This window comes from Pseudoxanthomonas sp. LjRoot125, from assembly GCF_964252705.1.
Lineage (GTDB): Bacteria > Pseudomonadota > Gammaproteobacteria > Xanthomonadales > Xanthomonadaceae > Pseudoxanthomonas_A.
In genome coordinates this window covers 2,738,241-2,758,624 of the sequence record NZ_CAXUOY020000001.1, presented here as the reverse complement: position 1 = coordinate 2,758,624, position 20,384 = coordinate 2,738,241, and the positions used below count along the sequence as shown (strand labels likewise).

Genomic DNA, 20,384 nt, shown 5'->3' with positions numbered 1-20,384 from the left:
GTGGCGACCGCGGAACTTCCCATCGAACACTTCGCGGACGCGTCCGCGTGGGAGCGCTGGCTGGAGCGCCATCCGGCCTCCATGGGCGTCTGGCTGAAGATCGCGAAGAAGGAGTCGGGCATCGCCTCGGTCAGCTATGCCGAAGCACTCGACGTGGCGCTTTGCCACGGATGGATCGACGGCCAGAAAAAGGGATTCGACGCGCAGTTCTTCCTGCAGCGCTTCACGCCGCGGCGCGCGCGCAGCACATGGTCGAAGATCAACGTCGCCAAGATCGAAACCCTGGTGGCAGCGGGGCGGATGCGGCCATCGGGGCAACGCGAGGTCGATGCGGCCAAGGCCGACGGGCGCTGGGAGGCGGCCTACGATGGCGCCAAGTCGATGGAGGTGCCGGTGGAACTCGCGAAGGCGCTGGCGAAGAACCGCAAGGCCAAGGCGTTCTTCGACGCGCTCGACAAGACCAACCGGTATGCGGTGTGCTGGCGCGTGCAGACGGCGGTAAAGCCAGAGACCCGCCTCGCGCGGATCGAGAAGCTCGTCGGCATGCTCGCGCGCGGCGAGAAGATCCACGGCGCCTGAAACGGAAACGCCTCCCGAAGGAGGCGTCCTGGAACCTGGCGGGCGAGCGGAGGCTGGCGGGCGAGGCTGACGTGGCTGGCTGGCGAAGGCTGGCGGGCGACGTGGCGCGCAGTCTAGGCAAATCGCACGAGGCGTGTAGAAACGCGAATCGCTCTCATCGAGCAGCGCGGCTGGATCGCACGCTGAGCCACGCGCCGATCAGCAGCAGCGCGATCGCGACCGCCTGGATCCAGTGCGGCTCCGCACGACCCGAGACGACCAACAGCAACGTCGACAACAAGGGCGCGAGATAGGACAGGCTGCCCAGCAAGGCAATGTCGCCACGCTTGGTGCCGTGGTCCCAGAGCCAGAACGCGGCGCCCACGGGGCCGATGCCCATCACGACCAGCACCACCCACTGCGAGGCATCCGGGACGACGGTGCGCTCAAACAGCAGATGCGCAATGCCGCCCAGGATCGCGACGCCGACGCAGGCCACGGTGATGGCAGCGGTCGGGACGTCGGCGAAGCGCCGGTTGAGGACGGAGTAGGCCGCCCAGATCACCGCAGCACTGAGCGCGGCAACGTATCCGGGAACGTGCGCAGGATCGACCTGCAGCCCTCGGCCGCGCGTCACCAGCAGGACGGCGGCGATCAAGCCCAGCAGCGTGCCCACCCACTGCCCGCCGCGCACCGCGACCCCACCGAGCAGCCCGGCGAATACCACGATCAACAGCGGCCACATGTAGTTCAGCAGGTTCGCTTCGACAGCGGGCGCGCGCTTCAATGCGATGAAGTAGAGCGCGTGGTACCCGAACAGGGCCAGCGTGGCCAGCGCCAGGGCCGCCCAGGGCTGGCGTAGTTCACGCCAACCAGATCCCCCTCGAAGCGCCGCACGTGCGAGCCCGAGGAGCGCGGCCACGCCGAAGCTGATCGCCAAGACCTGGAAGGGCGGCAGCGTGCCGGTCGCCGTCGTGAGCACTGCCAGCGAAGCCCACAGCAGGATGGCCGCCAACCCGATCAGCGTGGCCGTGCGTTGCGATGCCATGCTGAGATTCAGCGCGGAAGTTCGATCGCGTCGAACGTGGTGGCGCGCAGGTGGCCGTGCACCGCGTCGCCTTCGCGCGGCACGGGATAGTCGTCCAGTCGGTCGATCAGGCGTGTCTGCAGGCCGGCCTCGCGCGCGGCATCCAGCTCTTCGACCACATCCGACAGGAACAGGATTTTTTCCGCGGGCACGCCGATCCGATCGGCGATCACGCGATAGCTGCCGGCTTCGCGCTTGCCGCCGACTTCAGTATCGAACCAGCCCGAGAACATCGGCGTCAGATCGCCTGCGTCGGTGTGCCCGAAGAGCAGCTTCTGCGCCGGCACCGAGCCGGACGAATACACGTACAACGGATAACCCTGGTCGTACCACGCACGCAGGGCGGGCGCGGTGTCGGGATACACATGCGCCGTGAAATCGGCATCGCGGTAGCCCGCTTCCCAGATCAGTCCCTGCAGTGCCTTCAGCGCGGTGTGCTTGCGGTCCTGGTCGATCCAGCCCTGCAGCGTCTCCACGATGACGTCATCGCTGCAGATGCTGCCGTGTTCGGTAGCCACCACGTCCAGCCAGCGACGGACCTCCGGCTCATCGCCGTGCTCACGGACGAACCCGGGCAGGGCGCGGCGCGCATAAGGGAACAGCACGTCCTTGACGAACGAGATGCTGCTGGTGGTGCCTTCGATGTCGGTGAGGATGGCGGAAACGGGCATGGTGCTTGGTCGTGAGTGTCGGTGAGCGGGAGCTCAGTGGCCCTGGGTCAGGCCTTCATAGCGCGGGAAATCCTGCGCAATGGTGGTGCCGGTGAAATGACCGACCCAGCCATCCGGCTCGGTGAAGAAGCGGATCGCGACGAACCGCGGTTCCGGGCCCATGTCGAACCAGTGCAGCGTGCTGTCCGGTACGCCGATCAGGTCGTCCTGCACGCATTCGATCTCGTAGACCTTGCCGTCCACGTGCAGCGTGAACAGGCCGGAGCCGGCCACGAAGAAGCGCACTTCGTCTTCCTTGTGGTAATGCTCGTCGAGGAACTTCGCGCGCATCGCCTCGCGCTGCGGGTTGTCCGGTGCGATGCTGACCACGTCGACGGTCTTGAAGCCGCGTTCGGCGACCAGGCGGTCGATATCGGCGCGGTAGGCATCCATCACATCGTCGGGCGAGGCGCCCGGTTCGATGGCCTTGTTCGCTTTCCAGCGCTCGAAGGTCACGCCGATCTTCTTCAGCTCGGTGGCGATGAAGTCGGGATCGTAGCTGGCGAACTCCGGGGTAGCCGGGTCGGATTCCTTGAAGATACGCAGGCGGCTCATGGCGATGGCGTGAGGCGGCGAGGGGGACGCTAGGGTAGCAAACCCGGTCCCCGCGCCCTGTTGCGGAAACGGAACGCTGCGATAACCGGCGGTTATCAGCGGCGGCAGCCGAGCTTGCGCAGCTCCAGTTCCGCGGCGAACAGGAATTCGAATGCCTCCAGGTGCCGGCGCGCCTCGGCCATGGTGCGGCCCCACGCGTACAGGCCGTGGCCGTCGATCAGGTAGCCCCACAGCGGCTGGCGGTCGAGCAGGGCATCGACCTGGGCGGCCAGGGTCGGCATGTCCTGCGTGTTCGCGAACACCGGCACGTCGATCGCCATTTCGTGCGTCTGGTTGCCCTGGAAGGCCTTCAGCAGTTCGAAGCCTTCCAGTCGGACGTGGCCGGCACCGGCGAACAGCCGCGAGGCCACTGTCTGTACCAGCGAATGCGTATGCAGCACGCAGCCGATCTCCGGGTAGCGGCGATACAGTTGGGTGTGCAGCAGGGTTTCCGCCGACGGTCGGTGGTCACTGCCGACCGCCTTGCCTTCGAAATCCACCACCATGATGTCGGCTTCGACCAGCCGGCCCTTGTCGCGGCCGGACACGGTGATGGCAGCATGCCGCTCGTCCAGGCGCTCGGAGAAGTTGCTGCTGGTCGCAGGCGTCCAGCCGAGCTGCGACAGCTCGCGCACGTTGCTGATGATCGAGTGCGCGCGGTCGCGCAGCTGGTCGGCGTCGTAGGGGAGGGCGGCGTTCATGCCGCCCATTCTAGCGCCTGGAGGATTACGGGGCTCGGCCCTGCGCGCGCAGGCGGCTGTGGCGATAGCCGTATCCGAAGTAGATCAGGAAGCCGGCCGCCGTCCACACCGCCATCAGCATCCAGTTGTGCGCAGTCATCGCCGACAGCAGCGCCATGCAGCTCAACACGCCCAGCGAGCAGATCAGCCAGGCGGCGGGAATGCGGAACGGGCGCGGCAGGTCGGGCTGGGTGCGGCGGAGCACCAGCACGCCGATGCACACCGAGGCGAACGCGATCAGCGTGCCCATCGAGGTCAGCTCGCCGAGGATGTCGAGCGGGAACAGCGCCGCCAACAGGGCGATGCCGATGCCGGTGATGACCGTGTTGATGTGCGGCGTGCGGTATTCCGGATGGATCTTGGTGAACACCGGCGGCAGCAGGCCGTCGCGGCCCATGATCATGAAAATGCGCGGCTGGCCGATGATCATCACCAGCACGACGGACGACAGGCCGATCAGGGCGCCGATTTCCACCGTGATGCGGAGCCAGTCCAGCTCCGGATGGGCGGCCACCGCGGTGACCACCGGTTCGGCAGTGCCAAGCGCGGTGTAAGGCACCAGGCCCGTCATCACGGCGGCCATGGCGATGTAGAGGATGGTGCAGATCACCAGCGACGCCAGCATGCCGATGGGCAGGTCCTTCTGCGGGCGATGGGATTCCTGCGCCGCGACCGACACCGCCTCGAAGCCGATGTAGGCGAAGAACACCATCGCCGCGCCACGCAGCACGCCATCCCAGCCGAACTTGCCCGGACCTTCGTTGGCGGGGATGAAGGGTTCCCAGTTGCCCGGGTCGACGTACTGCCAGCCGGCGAAGATCACCAGCACGATCAGGCCGGTCTTCAGCACCACCATCGCCATGTTCATGGCCGACGACTTGCGGATGCCGACGTAGCACAGCCAGGTCAGCAACAGCACCAGCACGGCGGCCGGCACGTTGGCGATCGCGCCGGTGGGGCGCAGTTGCGCGTCCAGCGGGGCACTGACGAAGGCCTGTGGCAGATAGATGTTGGCGTGCTCCAGCAGACTCAGCAGGTAGCCGGTCCAACTGACGGCGACCGCAGAGGCCGACACGCCGTACTCCAGCACCAGCATCCAGCCGATGAACCACGCGGCGAGTTCGCCCAGGGTCGCGTACGTGTAGGTGTAGGCGCTGCCGGATACCGGAACCATCGCGGCGAATTCCGCGTAGGCGAGCGCGCAGAACGTGCAGCAGATCGCGGCGAGCACGAACGACAGCATGATCGCCGGGCCGGCGTGGTTGGCCGCGGCCTGGCCGGTGATCACGAAGATGCCGCCACCGATCACCGCGCCAATGCCGAGCGCGGTCAGCCCCCAGGGGCCGAGGGTGCGACGCAGGCTGAGCCCTTCGGCTTCGTTGTGGGCGGCATGGGGGTGCTTGGTGGCCAGGAGCTGTCGGAGCATCGTGCGTGATCTCGGGACGTTATCGAGGAGTGCAACCAAAAAGGCCGGCGGTGCGCCCGCCGGCCTTGAAGAGGATCAGGCCTTCTGCCTGAGCTTGCTGTTACGGAAGCCGTAGGCGAAGTAGATCAGTTGGCCCAGCACGGTCCAGCCCACGAAGATCTGCCAGTGCTCCATGAACGACTGCATGAACAGGAACAAGCACGCGAGCACGCCAAGCGGGCAGATCAGCCAGAACAGCGGCACGCGGAACGGACGGCTGAGGTCGGGACGCGTAAAGCGAAGCACCAGAACGCCGAGGCACACGGTAGCGAAAGCCAGCAGCGTGCCCATCGACACCAGTTCGCCCAGCACGCTCAGCGGCATGAAGCCGGCCAGCAGGCACGCCAGCACGCCGACGATGATCGTGCCGACATAAGGGGTGTGGAACTTCGGATGCACCTTGCCGAACAGGCGCGGCAGCAGCCCGTCCCGGGACATCGAATAGAAGATGCGAGGCTGCGCCATCAGCATGACCAGGATCACCGACGACAGGCCGGCAATGGCGCCGATTTCCACTGCGGTCTTCAACCAGCCGACGCTGGCGCCTGGATCTGCCTTCAGCACTTCTTCCAGCGCGGTGGCTACCGGCTTCGCGGTCCCCAGCAGGCTGTAGTGGGTCATGCCGGTCAGCACCGCGCAGACCGCGATGTAGATGACGGTGCAGATAGCCAGCGAACCCAGGATGCCCTTGGGCATGTCGCGCTGGGGATTCTTCGCTTCACCGGCCGCCGTCGAAACGGCATCGAAGCCGATGTACGCGAAGAACACGATGGTCGCGGCACGGAACACGCCCTCCATGCCGAACTGCCCGGGACCGGTGTTCTCGGGGATGAAGGGAGTCCAGTTGGCCGGATCAACGTACTGGACGCCGAAGCCCAGGAAAGCGGCGATCACCACCACCTTGATCGCCACGATGATCGCGTTGACGAAGGCGGATTGGGTGATGCCGACATAGCACAGGCCACTGACAGCCGCGACGATCAACACCGCGGGCAGATTGATGATGCCGTTGGTGGCGACGAACCCGCCGTCGGCCCAGGTAATCGGCGCGGTGGCAAGTTGTTCGGGGAAGGGTACGCCGAGCGTCGAGGTTAGGAAGCTGACCAGATAGCCGGACCAGCCCACCGCCACAGTGGAAGATGCGAACAGGTACTCGAGCACCAGGCACCAGCCGATGAACCAGGCGACGGCCTCGCCGAGGGTGGCATATGAGTACGAATAGGCACTGCCGGAGACCGGCATCATGGAAGCGAATTCGGCGTAGCAAAGGCCCGCCATGGCGCAGGCGAAGCCAGCGATCACGAAGCTCAGCATGATCGCGGGGCCGGCATGGTTGGCGGCGGCCTGGCCGGTGAGCACGAAGATGCCCGCACCGATCACCGCGCCCACGCCCAGCATCACCAAGTGCTTGGCGGTCAGCGTCCGTTTCAGGGTGGCTTCGCCGTCCAGGCTGCCTTCGAAGGGTTCACCGGCATCGACGTGGCCCGCCGGCGCGACCGGCTTGACCCTGAACAGAGCTTTGAGCATTCGCAGCGTCCCCTTGGATGACGTGAGTGCCGGCGGAAAGACCCGCCGGGCGGTGGCGACTGTCATGGGGACCGTCCCCACGGAAGGCCGTACCTTGCCAAAGCGGGCGGGGGATCACAAGCGCGGTTGCAGCATGGCGGGCGATAATCGCGGCGCCTTCGCCGCACCCTGAAAGGAAAAACCACGCCGTGTCAGCCGCTTACGCACGCCTCCGCGCAGACCTGGCCGACTACGGTCGCCGCTGGCCCGACGAACAGCCGGTGGTGGCGCAATTCCTTGTGCTGCTCGACGACCCGGCCGACCCCTTCGTCCGCGAACGGTTGGAAGGCCATCTGACCGGCGGTGCCTGGCTGGTCAGCGGCGATGGGCGGCGCACCCTGCTGACGCACCATCGCAAGCTCGGGCGCTGGCTGCAGCTGGGCGGACACGCCGATGGCGACATCGACATGGCCCGGGTGGCGCTGAAGGAGGCGGAAGAGGAATCCGGCCTGGTCGATCTCAGCGTGGAGGGCGACATCTTCGACCTGGACCGGCACTGGATCCCGGAACGCAAGGACGTTCCTGGCCACTGGCATTACGACGTGCGCTACGTCGTGCGCGCCGGCGGCAGCGAAGCGTACGTGATCAGTGAGGAATCGCTGGACCTGGCCTGGCGCGAGGTCGCACCCATCGCCGACGAGCCCGACGAATCGCTCAGCCGCATGGCGCGCAAGTGGCTGGCCCGCGACGCGGGGTGAGCGTCAGTACAGCACGCGTACGCGCAGCGTCCCGGGAATGGCCGCCATTGCTTCACGCAAGCTGGTGGTCTGCTCTTCGTCGGCGGTGACATCGATGACCACGTAACCGACCTTGGGATCGGTACGCAGGAACTGGCCGTCGATGTTGATGCCGCGGTCGCGGAAGATGTCGTTGATCTGCGACAGCACGCCCGGCACGTTGCGGTGGATGTGCATGATGCGGCGGCTGCCGTCGTGGCCGGGCAGGGTGACTTCGGGGAAGTTCACCGCCGACAGTGTGCTGCCGTTGTCGCTGTAACGGACCAGCTTGGCCGCCACCTCGATACCGATGTTGTCCTGCGCTTCCAGCGTGGAACCGCCGACGTGCGGGGTCAGGATGACGTTGTCCAGCCCGCGCAGCGGCGATTCGAACGATTCGGCGTTGCCCTTGGGCTCCACCGGGAACACATCCACCGCCGCGCCGCCGACCTGGCCGGACTTCAGCGCATCCGCCAGCGCGTCGATGTCGACCACGGTGCCGCGCGAGGCGTTGATCAGGTGGGCACCGCGCTTCATCTTCGCGATCTGCGCCGCGCCGAACATGTCCTTGGTCGCCGCTGTTTCCGGCACGTGCAGGGTCACCACGTCGCTCAGCGCCAGCAGGTCGTCCAGGCTGATCGCAGGGCGCGCATTGCCGAGCGAGAGCTTGGTCTCGATGTCGTGGAAGAGCACGTGCATGCCCAGCGACTCGGCGAGCACGCCGACCTGGGTGCCGATATGGCCGTAGCCGATGATGCCCAGCGTCTTGCCGCGCACTTCGTGGCTGCCTGAGGCCGACTTGCTCCAGCCGCCGCGATGGCATTCGGCGTTCTTCTGCGGAATGCCGCGCATCAGCAGGATGGCCTGCGCGATGACCAGCTCGGCCACGCTGCGGGTGTTGGAGTAGGGCGCATTGAAGACCGGGATGCCGGCCAGTTCCGCTGCTTCAAGATCCACCTGGTTGGTGCCGATGCAGAAGCAGCCCACCGCGATCAGACGGCGCGCCTGCGCCAGGACGTCGTCGGTCAGGTGGGTGCGCGACCGGATGCCGACGATGTGGGCCTCGGCGATGCGTTGCTTGAGTTCGGCTTCCGGCAGCGACTTCTCGTGGAATTCGATCTGCGTGTAACCCGCTGCGCGGAAGGTCTCCACGGCCGTCTGGCTGACCCCCTCCAGCAACAGCACGCGGATGTCCTGCTTCGGGTACGAGGTCTTCTTGTTCGACATTGCCGGAAGGTCGCAAACGGGAGTGGGAAAGGGTCGCCACTATGCCAGATGCCGGCCCGTGATGCTGCAGCGCGGAATGGAATGCTCGGTTGCCGTTTTTTCGGCTTGGTTGCCCCTGAAACGACCTGCCTGTCGGCTGGACGCAGCGCAGCATCGCTGGCACCCTGAGCGCCCCCGAAAATCCACCCGTGCAATGAGCGATCCGCGCCTGCAAGCCCTGCTCGACGCCGCCCCCGGGCTGCGCCTGAAGACCGATCCCGCCGACCTCGAACATTACGGTCGCGACTGGACCCGGCGCTGGGCGCCGGCCCCGCTGGCGATCGCGTTGCCCGCCACCGTCGAGGATGTGCAAGCCGTCGTGCAGTGGGCGAACGACCATCATGTCGCCGTCGTGCCTTCGGGCGGTCGCACCGGACTGTCCGGCGGCGCTGTCGCGGCGAACGGAGAACTGGTGCTCAGCCTGGAGCGCATGAACCAGTCGCTGGATTTCAATGCCGTGGACCGCACGCTCACCGTGCAGGCCGGCATGCCGCTGGAAGCCGTGCACAATGCGGCGCGCGAGCACGGCCTTGTCTATCCCGTGGATTTCGCCGCGCGTGGCTCCTGCGCCATCGGTGGCAACATCGCGACGAACGCGGGCGGCATCCGGGTGATCCGCTACGGCAACACGCGCGAATGGATCGCCGGGCTCAAGGTGGTCACCGGCGCCGGCGACGTGCTGGAACTCAACAAGGCCCTGATCAAGAACTCGAGCGGCTACGACCTGCGCCACCTGTTCATCGGTTCGGAAGGCACGCTCGGCGTGGTCGTCGAAGCCACCGTCCGTCTGACCGATCCGCCGCCGCCGACCAACGTCATGTTGCTGGCGCTGCCGTCGTTCGACGTGCTGATGCAGGTCTTCGCCGCGTTCCGCGAGCGTCTGCAACTGGAAGCCTTCGAGTTCTTCACCGACCGCGCGCTGCACCATGTGCTGGCGCATGGCGCGCAGAAGCCGTTCGACGAGGTGCATCCGTATTACGTGGTCACCGAATTCGCCATCGGTGACGATGCGAAGGAGGCCGCCGCGATGGCGGCTTTCGAAGCCTGCATGGAGCAGGGCTGGGTCAGCGATGGCGTGATCAGCCAGTCCGATGCGCAGGCGGCGCAGCTGTGGCGCCTGCGCGAAGGCATCACCGAGGCGCTGGCGCGCTACAAGCCCTACAAGAACGACGTGTCGGTGCGCATCTCCGCCATGCCGGCCTTCCTCGCCGAAACCCAGGCATTGCTGGGCGAGGCGTATCCGCAGTTCGACGTGGTGTGGTTCGGCCACATCGGCGATGGCAACCTGCATATCAACGTGCTGAAGCCCGACGACGTCGGCGACGCCGACTTCGTCACCCAGTGCGAGCAGGTGACCAAGCTTCTGGCGGCATCGCTGCAGCGCCACCGTGGCAGCATTTCGGCGGAACACGGCATCGGCCTGGTGAAGAAGGGCTACCTGGAAAGCACGCGCAGCCCCGAGGAAATCGCGGTGATGCGCGGCGTGAAACGCGTGCTCGACCCGAACGGCCTGATGAACCCCGGCAAGCTGTTCGACGCGCAAGGGTGATGCGGGTTCATCCTGCACGCGTCGATTGCAGGTAGGCTTTGCGCACCGCGCCGGTGACGGCGTCCCCTCCGGAAACATCCATGTCCCGTTTGATCCTGGCCGGCGTGTTGCTGGCACTTTCCGTCCCGGCCCTGGCCGGCAGCTTCGCCGGCAGTTCCGCGGGCGCCTCGTCCGCCGGTTCGTCGGCATCGTCCGACAGCTCGTCCGGCGACGACAAGATCGTGCTGCAGGCCCGCGAAGACGCGGCCAGCTTCGTCGCCAGCAATGGCCGCATCCGCGGTGCACAGCTGGAAGCCGCGCTGCGCCACCTGCGCGAGACCGATGAAGCCGCGCGCCGCGCCAGCGACATGCAGCTGGCCCAGGCCATCCTGGCGCGTTGATGTTCCCGCGTCGGCCATGGAGCCGACGCATCGGCGTGGTCCTGGCTTCTGCACTGCTGGGCCACGCGCTTCCTGCTTTCGCCCTTCGCGTCGATCCCGCGGGTCTCGACACGGCCCAGGTCGCATCCACGCAGGCGCTCGTCGACGATGTCCTCGCCCGCTTGCCGCGCACGTGGCGAGACGGATTGCCGCCAGACCTCATCCTGGGGTGGCGCGCCGATCTTCCGCACGACGTGCAAGGCCGCCGTGTCGGCCACCGGCTGTGGCTCGACCGCGCATTGCTGGATGACGCACGCGTCCCGGCGGCGCGCAAGGCGCTCGTCCACGAACTTGCGCATGCCTACGATCGCGCGCATCGCAACGTGTTGTCCGGGGATGCGCGCCTGCGCGAGCTGGCCGGTTGGCAGCGCAGCGTGTTCCGCGTCGCCGGCCGGCGCAGCCGCAATGATTTCATCGCCCGGAGCCCCGATGCCTACGAGCTGACGCGGCCGTCGGAGTTCGTTGCCGTCAATCTCGAGCACTTCGTGCTGGACGGCAGTTACGCGTGCCGGCGTCCGGCGCTGTACCGCTATTTCGCATCGCATTTCGGCGAATCGTCCGTGGCGGCCGAGTGCGCGGAGGGACTGCCTTTCCTCGAGGCGGATGCGGCACGTGGCAATGCGTCGCTGTTGGCGCTGGATCCCGCGCGCATCTACGAAGTCGACTACCTGCTCGCCGAGGGCAACAGCGAAGCGATGAGCCGCTGGGGCCACAGCATGCTGCGGCTGGTCGTTTGCGCGCCGGGGCGTGCGCCGGGACCGGATTGCCGGCTGGACCTTGCCCATCATCGCGTGCTGTCGTTCCGCGCGTTCGTCGGCGACGTACAGATTTCGAGCTGGCGGGGACTGACAGGCTCGTATCCGTCGCGCGTGTTCCTGCTGCCGCTGGACCAGGTCATCGAGGAATACACGAAGGTCGAACTGCGCGGCCTGCAATCCATTCCGCTGCGGCTCCAGCGGGACGAGGTCGCCTCGCTGCTGGAGCGCGCCGCGCAACTCCACTGGAGCTATGACGGGCGCTATTACTTCATCAGCAACAACTGCGCCGTGGAAACTTGGAAGCTGCTGCACGATGGCGTGCCGCGGCTTGCCGGTGAGCCATTGGCGAGCATCACGCCGACAGGGCTGCTGAGGAAGCTGGAGCGGGCGGGCATCGCGGACCGGCGCGTGCTAGAGGATGGCGAACAGGCGCGCCGTCTCGGCTACTACTTCGAACCGATGAGCGCACGTTACGACACTCTATATTCCGTCGCCCGCCAGGCGCTCGCCCTGCCGCAAGCCGATGCACAGGCATGGTTGGCGCTCTCGCCGACAGAGCGGGCGCCGTGGCTGTCGCAGGCCGACCTGAAGGCGAGCGCGGCTTTGCTCGTGCTCGAGAACGCCGCGCTGCGCCGCCAGCAGTTGCTGTTGCGCGATGAGCTGAAGCGGCGCTACCTCGGCCGTGACGTGCCTGCCGATGCCGCGCCCGCCGTGCAGGCGCTGAGAGCGTGGTTGGGTGATACCAGCTTCGTCAGCCAGCCCGCCGAGCTCGCGCCGGCAGGGTACGGATTGCCGCAATCGGAGGAACGCGAGCGCATCGCCGTCGAGGCACGGGTGCGTGTCGACAAGCTCCGGGGCGAGGATGCGGTCCTGCGGAAGGACCTGGAGCGCTGGCTTCCCGAAGACCAGCGGGAAGCCCTGCGCGGGATCGAATCCAACGTGGACGCGATCGGTACGCGCCTGCGGGCCTTGGCCGCGGCAGGCGCGCCGTAACCGCGGGTCAGTCCGCGCGGCCGCCGAATTCGCCGGTGGTCGTGTTGACCAGGATGCGTTCGCCGTTGGTGATGTACTCGGGCACCATGATCTCGATGCCGGTGCTGAGCCGGGCCGGCTTCGGACGCTTGGTAGCGGTGCCGCCCTTCAGTTCCGGCGGCGTTTCCACCACTTCGAGCGTGACGTGCTGCGGCAGCTGCAGCGCGACCGGCAGTTCGTCGATCACCTGCACGTAGCAACCGCTCAGGCCATCGGTGATGTAACCGGCATCGTCGCCGATCACGTTCGCGTCGAGGGTGTAAGGCGTGTAGTCCTCGTCGTCGAGGAACACGAAGGCATCGCCGTCCTTGTAGGAGTAAGTCGCCTGGCGGCGCAGCAGCTCCACTTCGGACAGGTTGTCGTCGGCGTCGAAGCTGGCGTCCAGCTTGTTGCCGCCGGGCACGCTGTACATGATGAAACGGAAGCGCACGTTGCCGCCGCGGCCCTGCGGCGAGCTGCGCTCGATGTCGCGGATCTGGTACACGCCGCCGTTGTGTTCGACGACGTTGCCCTTCTTGATGTCAAAAGCCTTCATGGATGAACCGTCAGTAGGAAAGGAAAGAGGGAAGCGATGGCTTACTTCGGCGCCAGCCGCACGGCGCCGTCCAGGCGGATCGTCTCGCCGTTGAGATAGGGATTGCCCAGGATGTAGGCGACCAGGTCGGCGAACTCTTCCGGCTTGCCGAGGCGGGACGGGAAGGGGATCGACGCGCTGAGCGACTGCTGCACGGCTTCGGGCATGCCATCGACCATCGGGGTCCAGAAGATACCGGGCGCCACGGTCATCACGCGGATGCCGAAGCGCGACAGTTCGCGCGCCATCGGCAGGGTCATGCCGACCACGCCGCCCTTCGAGGCCGAATAGGCCGCCTGGCCGATCTGGCCTTCGTAGGCCGCCACGCTCGCCGTGTTGACGATGATGCCGCGCTCGCCGTCGGCGTTCGGGGTGTTGTGCTGCATCGCGTCCGCGGCCGCCTTGGCCACGTTGAAACTGCCCACCAGGTTCACCATCACCGTGGCCTGGAAGGTGGACAGCGGCATCGGTGCTTCCTTGCCCAGCACGCGTCCGGCACCGAGGATGCCGGCGCAGTTGATCGCGGCATTCAGCCCGCCCAGGAATTCCCTGGCCGCGGCGATGTTCGCCGTAACGCCGGCTTCGTCGGTCACGTCGGTACGCACGTATCGCGCGTTGCCTTCGCCCAGTTCGGCGACGGCAGCGGCGCCTTTCTCATCGTTGACGTCGAACAGGACGGCCTTGCCGCCGTGGCGGACGAGGTGGCGGGCGACGGCCAGCCCCAGGCCGGAGACGCCGCCGGTGATGACGGCACGGGTATCGGAAAGCTGCATGCGGCGGACCTGGTACGGAAAGGCCGGCATTTTACGCGATGGCGGGTGACGGGCGTCGCACCCGCAGGTGAGCCGGCTGGGCTCAGGCGTGCAGCGCCCGCTCCAGCGGGGTGTCGGCCAACCGGCGCGCGAACTCGTCCGGCGACAGGCCCGGCGCGAACAGGAAGCCCTGGCCGACCGGGACGCCCAGGTTGAGCAGGAACTGGCGCTGCGCCTCGGATTCCACGCCTTCGGCCACCAGTCCCAGCCCCAGGCTGCGCGCGATCGCCGAGACGGCCTGGCAGACCGCCACGTCCGAGCGATTGTTGGGCACGCCCTCGGTGAACAGTGGGCTGAGTTTCAGACCATGGATCGGCAGCCGGCGCAGGTAGTTGAGCGCGCTGTAGCCCTCGCCGAAATCGTCGATGGTCAGCACCACGCCCAACTGGCGCAGGTCGGCGAAGGTGCGCAGCGTGGCGGGCGCATCCTCGATCAGGACGCGCTCGGTGAATTCCAGTTCCAGCGCAGCGCCCGGCAGGTTGAACTCGGTGAGGATCGCGCGCACGCGGTCGGCGAGGTCATCGCCGGCGAACTGGCGGTACGACACGTTGACCGCCACCCGCACGATGCCCAGGCCCTGGTCGCGCCATGCCGCCACCTGGCGGCAGGCCTCGCGCAGCACCCAGCTGCCGATCCGCACGATGTCGCCCGTGGTCTCGGCATGGCTGATGAACACGTCCGGGCGCAGTTCGCCCAGTTGGTGGTTCTGCCAGCGGATCAGCGCTTCGGCCGCGATGATGTGGCCGTTGCGCAGGTCGACCTGAGGCTGATAGACGAGGCGGAATTCCTCGTTGTCCACCGCGCGGCGCAGCTGCGTCTCGATCTGCAGGCGGTCCTGCTGCCGCTGCGCGAGCTCCTGGGTGAAGCTCTGCCAGCCGTTGCGGGCGCGATGCTTGCTGTCGTACATCGCGATGTCGGCGTTCTGGATCAGTTGTTGCGGGCGCAGGCCATCGCCTGGCGCGACCGCGAGGCCGATGCTGGCGGTGATGGCGAATTCGTCCTTGCCGAAGCGGAACGAGTCGGCAAACGCGCCCAGTACCGCGTGCGCCAGCTGTTCGGGCAATTGCGGGTCGTCGCCGGCATCGCAGATGACCAGGAATTCGTCGCCGCCGAAGCGCGCGATCATGCCGTCGGTGCCCACCGCGCCACGGATGCGGTCGGACGCCTGCACCAGCAGTTCATCGCCCGCGTTGTGGCCCAGCACGTCGTTGACCATCTTGAAGCGGTCGAGGTCGATGTAGAGCACCGCGACCTGTGCACGTTCCGGGTCGCTCAGGCGCGCGCCGAGTTCGGTCAGCACGGCATCGCGGTTCATCAGGCCGGTCAGCGGATCGGTACGCGCCTGGATGCGCAGCGTCTCCTCCGCCTGCTTGTCCTGCGAGATGTCCTGCATGGTGCCGGTGATGCGGGACGCGCCGGGATCGCCAGGTTCTGCATCACCGATCACGCGGATCCAGAAAGGGTGGCCGTCGGCCTGCGTGCCCTGGAGTTCCAGGTCGAAGCCCTTGCCGCCCCCGGTGATCAGGTTCAGCGCACCGCGCAGCCGCCTGCGGTCGGATTCGCGCAGGCAGGTGAGCACGTCGTCGAGGGTGATCAGCGGGCGCGCGGCGCCGAGGATGCGCTGCGCTTCGTCGGTCAGGTACATGCGATCGCGCCCGATGTCCCATTCCCAGCCGCCGATGTGGGCCAGCGACTGCGCGCGATCGAACAGTGCGCTGTCGCGCTTGAGCTCGGTGACGTCGCTGAAGAGCGTGGTCACCTGGGAGGGACGACTCTCGCCGGGGGCGAACTGCGGGACCGACGTGGCCGTGACCCAGATCAGGTGCTTGCGCTCGCGGTGGTACATGCCCAACAGCACGCTCTCCACCATCTGCCCACTGTCCAGGGCGCGCTGTGCGGGAAGCTCGTGCCGCTGCATCTCGCGGCCGTGCTCGTCGACGACATGCCAGCGGTCCAGCGAAAGTTCCTGGCCGACGCGCTGATCTTCGCGGATGCCGAAGATGCGCATCGCGGCCCCGTTGCAGTACTGCACGACGAGGTCGCGGTTGTTGACGACGATGCCCTTGTCGATGGTTTCCATCAGCTCGCGGTAGCGCATTTCCGCGAGACGCCGGGAGCTGATGTCGCGTGCCACGGCGACGATGCTCTTGCGGCCGTCGAAGTTGATGTTCGCCGAGTGCACTTCGACCGGGAACCGCGTCCCGTCGCCGCGCATGTTGGTGACTTCGATGACGTAGGTCTCGCCCCGGTTCAGCGTCTCCCACACCGGCATCAGGTGGTCGCGGGGGAGGTCGGGGTTGAGCACGTTGATGTTGCGGCCGACGATCTCTTCAGGCGGCCGCTTGTAAGCCGACATGCCGGCCTTGTTGAGGTCGAGCACCGTGCCGTCCTCGGCGATGATGCTGACCGGGTCGGGGACCGCGTCGAACAGGTTGCGGTAGCGCGAGCGCTCGGTGTCGGCTTCATGTTGCTTGGCAAGCAGCGCGTCGCGGGCCTGCCACAGCAGCAGGGCGGTGGCGTCGTCCGGGCCGCGCTCGGCGGCAGCGCGTTCCAGCGCGGCGACAAGCGCCGGCAGGTCGAGACCTTCGCTGGCCGCGTCGTGGTTCATGCCGCGGCCGCCAGTGCCTTGCCAACGCGGCTGCCGGTCTCGCGGCCCAGCCGGGTCGCCAGCCAGCGGCCGGTCTCGGCCAGCAGGTCCAGGTCCACGCCGGTGCGCAGGCCCTGGCCGTGCAACAGGTACACCACATCCTCGCTGGCCACGTTTCCGCTGGCACCCTTGGCGTAGGGACAACCGCCCGCGCCGGACACCGCGGCGTCGACGACGCGCACGCCCACGTCCAGGCAGGCTAGCAGGTTCGCGAGTGCCTGGCCGTAGGTGTCGTGGAAATGCACCGCCAGCGCCGGCATCGGGACTTCAGCGGCGACGGCTTTCAGCATCTCCGCCGCCTTGCGCGGCGTGCCCACGCCGATGGTGTCGCCGAGGGAAATTTCATAGCAGCCCAGGGCATGCAGCTGCTTCGCCACGCGTACCACGTCCGCCAGCGGCACGTCGCCCTGGTAGGGGCAGCCGAGCACGGTGGACACGTAGCCGCGGACCCTCACGCCGTCGCTCGCTGCGCGGGCCAGCACCGGACGGAAGCGCTCGATGGATTCGTCGATCGAGGCGTTGATGTTCTTCTGGTTGAAGGCTTCGGAGGCCGCCGTGAACACGGCGACTTCCTCCACGCCCACGGCGCGCGCTCGGTCGTAACCCGTTTCGTTCGGAACGAGCACCGGATAGGCCGTGCCCGGCCGCCGGTGGATGGCCGAGAACACCTCGGCGGCATCGGCGAGCTGCGGGACCCATTTCGGGCTGACGAAGCTCGTGGCCTCGATGCTCAGCAGGCCGGTGCGCGTCAGGCGGTCGATCAGCTCCACCTTGTCGGCGGTCGCGACCTGCGTCTTTTCGTTCTGCAGGCCATCACGCGGGCCCACTTCGACGATGCGGACGAAGTCTCCGCCGGGAGACGGCGTGGGCAGGGTCATGTGCCCGCCTTTGCGCGACGCATGCGCAGCGTCTTGGCCTTGCCGTCGAACGCTTCGAAGAGTTCCGGATGCTTGCGCAGCAGGTCGCGCAGCTGGGCGGGACTGCCTTCGAACAGGTACGTGCTGGCGTCGGTCTCGCGCGCCTTGAGGCCGCCCTGTTGGACCCGCTGCATGATGGTCACCGTGTCGAGCATCGCGATCTGCAGCGTATCGTCGTGGATGCGGTATTTCAGCAACGTGACGGCACCCGCGGGCATGCCTTTCGGAATCGGCGGCGCGGCGGCCTTCCCGGTGCCGAACAGGCCTTCCAGCTCCTTGAAGCCGAGGGCCAGGTAGCGATCACCGTCCACCTCGAAGCCGAGTGCATCGAAGCCCGGTTCGTCCTGGCGATGGTTGTCGCGGAGGCGAACATGGCATTTGGCGTCGACGTCCGCGTAGTCGTCCTTGCCCAGTGGCACCCGGTCCTGCGGGCTGTCGGGCAAGGGAATCCAGCGTCCGACCAGGGCCGGGTCGCAGGCGAGTGGGGCAGGGGCTTGTTCGAACATGACGCAGCCGGTCAACAGGCTGGCCGCCAGCAGCAGGACGGTCAACGGACGCAGCGACGTCATGGCGGCCCTCATTCCAGCGCCACGAGGACGGTATCGGCCTCGACGAAGTCGCCCGCCGCGGCGCGCACTTCAGCCACCACGCCATCGCGCGGTGCCTTGACGGCAAGCTCCATTTTCATCGCTTCCACCACCAGCAACTCCTGTCCGGCCACCACCGCATCCCCGGGCCGCGCCTTCACCAGCACCACGCGTCCCGGCATCGGCGCGACGATCTTCCCGCTGCCCGACGCCTCGGTCGCATCCGCGCGCCGGTAGGCAGGCACCGTCTCCACCGTCGTCCGTTGTTCCCCATCGTGCAGCGTCAGGCGGGTGCCATGCCGCAGGACGCGGAATCGCCGCGCCTGTCCATGAATACGCAAACCGAGCAGGCCGCCGGTCAGCTGGGCGGCCTCCACGTCATGCTGGCCGTCGTCGAGGTCGACCCGGTAACGACCCCCGTGGCCGTGCGCCCGGCCTTCCCAGGCTTCTCCCCGGTGCTGGAAGGCCAGCGGCCGTGCGCCCGCATGACCCAGCCGCCAGCCGTCGGTGACCGCCCAGGGCGAGCCAGGGTCGCTGCTGCGCGCGGCGGTGGCCTGGGCCTCGGTTTCCTGGCGCAGCAACTCGGCCACGGCGATGGCGACGCGATGTCCGGTCGGCAATGTCGCCGATGGCATGAACTCGTCCAGATGCCGGTCGAGGTAGCCGGTGTCGATCCGGCCCTCGATGACGGCGGGGTGGCGCGTGAGCCGTTCCAGGAAGGCGATGTTGGATTTGGGGCCCGCGATATCGCACTGGGCCAGCGACTCGCGCAGGCGACCGAGGGCCTCGGCGCGGTCGGCGCCGTGGACGATGAGCTTGGCGATCATCGGGTCGTAGAAGATCGTCACCGTGTCGCCTTCCACCACGCCGGCATCGATCCGCACGCCCGGTGACGGTGGCGGAAGCGCGAGTCGCTCGAGACGCCCGGAGCCGGGCAGGAAACCCGCTTCCGGATCTTCGGCATAAAGGCGTACTTCGATCGCGTGGCCCTGCTGGCGGATATCGTCCTGCGCCAGTGGCAACGGCTCGCCCGCGGCGACGCGCAACTGCCACTCCACCAGGTCGAGGCCGGTGACCAGTTCGGTGACTGGATGCTCCACCTGCAGGCGGGTGTTGATCTCCATGAAGTAGAACTGCCCGTCGGGATCGACGATGAATTCCACCGTGCCCGCGTTGACATAGTCGATCGCTTGCGCGGCCTTCACCGCGGCATCGCCCATCGCGGTGCGCAGCGCCGGGGTCAGGAAGGGCGAGGGCGATTCCTCGAGCACCTTCTGGTAGCGGCGCTGCGCCGAGCATTCGCGTTCGTTGAGATGCAGCGTGTGGCCGTGCGCATCGGCGAACACCTGGATCTCGATGTGGCGCGGCGACGACACGTAGCGCTCCAGCAGCACGCGGTCGCGGCCGAAGGCATTGGTGGCTTCGCGCTGGCAGCTCTCCAACTGGGCGATGAAGTCCTCCAGCCGGTGCACGACGCGCATGCCCTTGCCGCCGCCGCCGTGGACCGCCTTGATCATCAACGGGAAACCGATGCGTGCCGCTTCGCGCGACAGCGTGTTCGGCGTCTGGTCCTCGCCGGTGTAGCCCGGCACCACGGGTACGCCTGCCGCCGCCATCAGTTCCTTCGCGCCGGCCTTGCTGCCCATCTTGCGCATCGATGTCCCGGAAGGACCGATGAACACCAGGCCTGCCGCGGCGACGGCGTCGGCAAAGTCCGCGTTCTCGGACAGGAAGCCGTAGCCGGGGTGGATGGCTTGCGCGCCCGCTTCCTTGGCCGCGGCGATGACCGCGTCACCGCGCAGATAGCTGTCTGCCGGTCGCGGGCCGCCGATCAGATAGGCCTCGTCCGCCTGGCGCACGTGTTGCGCGTCGGCGTCGGCCTCGGAATACACGGCCACCGTGGCGATGCCCAGCCGACGACAGGTACGGATGACGCGGCAGGCGATTTCGCCGCGGTTGGCGATCAGGATCTTGGAAAACATCAGGCGTCGGTATCCGCGGGCAGGTGGCAGACGGCTTCGATGTTGTGGCCATCCGGATCGATGGCGAAGGCGCCGTAGTAGTTCGGGTGGTAATGCGCGCGCAGGCCGGGCGCGCCGTTGTCGCGTGCGCCGGCGGCCAATGCTTCGGCGTGGAAGGCGTCCACCTGCGCGCGGCTGCCCGCAGTGAACGCGATATGCGATCCACGGCCAGGCTCGCCGCTGCCTTTGCCGACCCAGAAATGCGGGCGGTTGGGCGGACCGAAGCCGCAGCCTTCATAGCCGCCACTCATCTCGTGCGTGACCTCCATGACGACGCCGTAGCCGAGCGTGGCGAGCACGCGCGTGTAGAACGCGCGGCTGCGCGCATAGTCGGCAACTTCAATGCCCAGATGATCGATCATCGAT

At 67.3% G+C, this 20,384-nt stretch carries 19 protein-coding genes; 5 read left to right on the top strand and 14 right to left on the bottom strand.

Translation table 11 applies throughout. The annotated features are described in order from the left end of the window. Entirely contained in the window at positions 1-579 is a 579-nt protein-coding gene (locus tag ACSION_RS12715) for a YdeI/OmpD-associated family protein (RefSeq protein ID WP_435306188.1), read from the top strand. Positions 580-733: 154 nt separating this feature from the next. On the opposite strand, the gene yddG is transcribed toward ACSION_RS12715, so the two are convergent. The 6 genes from yddG to ACSION_RS12685 form a co-directional block, all read right to left on the bottom strand. Next, positions 734-1,606, bottom strand: coding sequence for an aromatic amino acid exporter YddG (gene yddG / locus ACSION_RS12710; protein WP_435306187.1), 873 nt, complete (start codon positions 1,604-1,606; stop codon positions 734-736). A gap of 8 nt (positions 1,607-1,614) precedes the next feature. Then, a complete protein-coding gene (mtnC, locus tag ACSION_RS12705; protein WP_435306186.1) occupies positions 1,615-2,316 on the bottom strand; it encodes an acireductone synthase in 702 nt (233 codons plus the stop codon). Positions 2,317-2,349: 33 nt separating this feature from the next. Beyond that, a complete protein-coding gene (locus tag ACSION_RS12700) occupies positions 2,350-2,910 on the bottom strand; it encodes a 1,2-dihydroxy-3-keto-5-methylthiopentene dioxygenase (protein ID WP_435306185.1) in 561 nt (186 codons plus the stop codon). Between the two features lie 95 nt (positions 2,911-3,005). Further along, a complete protein-coding gene (locus ACSION_RS12695; protein ID WP_435306184.1) occupies positions 3,006-3,650 on the bottom strand; it encodes a methylthioribulose 1-phosphate dehydratase in 645 nt (214 codons plus the stop codon). Positions 3,651-3,675: 25 nt separating this feature from the next. Then, positions 3,676-5,115, bottom strand: coding sequence for an amino acid permease (locus ACSION_RS12690; protein WP_093486443.1), 1,440 nt, complete (start codon positions 5,113-5,115; stop codon positions 3,676-3,678). A gap of 75 nt (positions 5,116-5,190) precedes the next feature. Continuing rightward, positions 5,191-6,681 carry an amino acid permease gene (locus tag ACSION_RS12685; RefSeq protein WP_435306183.1) on the bottom strand — a complete coding sequence of 497 codons (1,491 nt, stop codon included), beginning with the start codon at positions 6,679-6,681 and terminating at the stop codon, positions 5,191-5,193. Between the two features lie 188 nt (positions 6,682-6,869). Here ACSION_RS12685 and ACSION_RS12680 point away from each other — a divergent pair, with 188 nt between their 5' ends. Then, complete coding sequence (locus tag ACSION_RS12680; protein ID WP_435306182.1) at positions 6,870-7,418, top strand: NUDIX hydrolase; 549 nt, start codon at positions 6,870-6,872, stop codon at positions 7,416-7,418. Positions 7,419-7,421: 3 nt separating this feature from the next. On the opposite strand, the gene serA is transcribed toward ACSION_RS12680, so the two are convergent. Then, the gene (gene serA, locus ACSION_RS12675) at positions 7,422-8,663 is read right to left on the bottom strand and encodes a phosphoglycerate dehydrogenase (protein ID WP_435306181.1); all 1,242 of its coding nucleotides are present in this window, start codon (positions 8,661-8,663) and stop codon (positions 7,422-7,424) included. Between the two features lie 193 nt (positions 8,664-8,856). On the opposite strand from serA, the gene ACSION_RS12670 reads away from it, so the two are divergent. From ACSION_RS12670 to ACSION_RS12660, 3 genes are all read left to right on the top strand, one after another. Continuing rightward, positions 8,857-10,251 carry an FAD-binding oxidoreductase gene (locus ACSION_RS12670; RefSeq protein WP_435306180.1) on the top strand — a complete coding sequence of 465 codons (1,395 nt, stop codon included), beginning with the start codon at positions 8,857-8,859 and terminating at the stop codon, positions 10,249-10,251. 80 nt (positions 10,252-10,331) lie between these two features. Next, positions 10,332-10,631 carry a DUF2388 domain-containing protein gene (locus ACSION_RS12665; protein ID WP_296278336.1) on the top strand — a complete coding sequence of 100 codons (300 nt, stop codon included), beginning with the start codon at positions 10,332-10,334 and terminating at the stop codon, positions 10,629-10,631. Continuing rightward, positions 10,631-12,421 carry a DUF4105 domain-containing protein gene (locus ACSION_RS12660; RefSeq protein WP_435306179.1) on the top strand — a complete coding sequence of 597 codons (1,791 nt, stop codon included), beginning with the start codon at positions 10,631-10,633 and terminating at the stop codon, positions 12,419-12,421. The genes ACSION_RS12665 and ACSION_RS12660 overlap by 1 nt, the downstream gene beginning before the upstream one ends. 7 nt (positions 12,422-12,428) lie before the next feature. Here the strand turns inward: ACSION_RS12660 and yeiP are convergent, their stop codons facing one another. The 7 genes from yeiP to ACSION_RS12625 all read right to left on the bottom strand — a co-directional run bounded on the left by yeiP (position 12,429) and on the right by ACSION_RS12625 (position 20,380). Beyond that, entirely contained in the window at positions 12,429-12,995 is a 567-nt protein-coding gene (gene yeiP, locus ACSION_RS12655) for an elongation factor P-like protein YeiP (protein WP_093486429.1), read from the bottom strand. 41 nt (positions 12,996-13,036) lie between these two features. After that, complete coding sequence (locus ACSION_RS12650) at positions 13,037-13,807, bottom strand: SDR family NAD(P)-dependent oxidoreductase (protein ID WP_435306178.1); 771 nt, start codon at positions 13,805-13,807, stop codon at positions 13,037-13,039. A gap of 82 nt (positions 13,808-13,889) precedes the next feature. Continuing rightward, positions 13,890-16,454, bottom strand: coding sequence for a sensor domain-containing protein (locus ACSION_RS12645; RefSeq protein WP_435306177.1), 2,565 nt, complete (start codon positions 16,452-16,454; stop codon positions 13,890-13,892). Continuing rightward, positions 16,451-17,371, bottom strand: a complete 921-nt coding sequence (locus ACSION_RS12640) for a hydroxymethylglutaryl-CoA lyase (RefSeq protein WP_093486425.1) — start codon at positions 17,369-17,371, stop codon at positions 16,451-16,453. Before ACSION_RS12640 ends, ACSION_RS12645 begins: the two co-directional genes overlap by 4 nt. Beyond that, a complete protein-coding gene (locus tag ACSION_RS12635; RefSeq protein ID WP_435306176.1) occupies positions 17,368-17,979 on the bottom strand; it encodes a hypothetical protein in 612 nt (203 codons plus the stop codon). The genes ACSION_RS12640 and ACSION_RS12635 overlap by 4 nt, the downstream gene beginning before the upstream one ends. An 8-nt stretch (positions 17,980-17,987) precedes the next feature. Continuing rightward, positions 17,988-19,979, bottom strand: a complete 1,992-nt coding sequence (locus tag ACSION_RS12630) for an acetyl-CoA carboxylase biotin carboxylase subunit (RefSeq protein ID WP_435306175.1) — start codon at positions 19,977-19,979, stop codon at positions 17,988-17,990. Beyond that, the gene (locus ACSION_RS12625) at positions 19,979-20,380 is read right to left on the bottom strand and encodes a VOC family protein (protein WP_435306174.1); all 402 of its coding nucleotides are present in this window, start codon (positions 20,378-20,380) and stop codon (positions 19,979-19,981) included. The genes ACSION_RS12630 and ACSION_RS12625 overlap by 1 nt, the downstream gene beginning before the upstream one ends. Positions 20,381-20,384 lie beyond the last annotated feature (4 nt).

Coding starts and splice junctions, on each gene's coding strand:
- serA (WP_435306181.1), bottom strand. CDS start 8,663: ATGTCGAACAAGAAGACCTCGTACCCGAAGCAGGACATCCGCGTGCTG.
- ACSION_RS12635 (WP_435306176.1), bottom strand. CDS start 17,979: ATGACGTCGCTGCGTCCGTTGACCGTCCTGCTGCTGGCGGCCAGCCTG.
- ACSION_RS12650 (WP_435306178.1), bottom strand. CDS start 13,807: ATGCAGCTTTCCGATACCCGTGCCGTCATCACCGGCGGCGTCTCCGGC.
- ACSION_RS12645 (WP_435306177.1), bottom strand. CDS start 16,454: ATGAACCACGACGCGGCCAGCGAAGGTCTCGACCTGCCGGCGCTTGTC.
- ACSION_RS12640 (WP_093486425.1), bottom strand. CDS start 17,371: ATGACCCTGCCCACGCCGTCTCCCGGCGGAGACTTCGTCCGCATCGTC.
- ACSION_RS12690 (WP_093486443.1), bottom strand. CDS start 5,115: ATGCTCCGACAGCTCCTGGCCACCAAGCACCCCCATGCCGCCCACAAC.
- ACSION_RS12660 (WP_435306179.1), top strand. CDS start 10,631: ATGTTCCCGCGTCGGCCATGGAGCCGACGCATCGGCGTGGTCCTGGCT.
- yeiP (WP_093486429.1), bottom strand. CDS start 12,995: ATGAAGGCTTTTGACATCAAGAAGGGCAACGTCGTCGAACACAACGGC.
- ACSION_RS12685 (WP_435306183.1), bottom strand. CDS start 6,681: ATGCTCAAAGCTCTGTTCAGGGTCAAGCCGGTCGCGCCGGCGGGCCAC.
- yddG (WP_435306187.1), bottom strand. CDS start 1,606: ATGGCATCGCAACGCACGGCCACGCTGATCGGGTTGGCGGCCATCCTG.
- ACSION_RS12625 (WP_435306174.1), bottom strand. CDS start 20,380: ATGATCGATCATCTGGGCATTGAAGTTGCCGACTATGCGCGCAGCCGC.
- mtnC (WP_435306186.1), bottom strand. CDS start 2,316: ATGCCCGTTTCCGCCATCCTCACCGACATCGAAGGCACCACCAGCAGC.
- ACSION_RS12630 (WP_435306175.1), bottom strand. CDS start 19,979: ATGTTTTCCAAGATCCTGATCGCCAACCGCGGCGAAATCGCCTGCCGC.
- ACSION_RS12670 (WP_435306180.1), top strand. CDS start 8,857: ATGAGCGATCCGCGCCTGCAAGCCCTGCTCGACGCCGCCCCCGGGCTG.
- ACSION_RS12700 (WP_435306185.1), bottom strand. CDS start 2,910: ATGAGCCGCCTGCGTATCTTCAAGGAATCCGACCCGGCTACCCCGGAG.
- ACSION_RS12695 (WP_435306184.1), bottom strand. CDS start 3,650: ATGAACGCCGCCCTCCCCTACGACGCCGACCAGCTGCGCGACCGCGCG.
- ACSION_RS12665 (WP_296278336.1), top strand. CDS start 10,332: ATGTCCCGTTTGATCCTGGCCGGCGTGTTGCTGGCACTTTCCGTCCCG.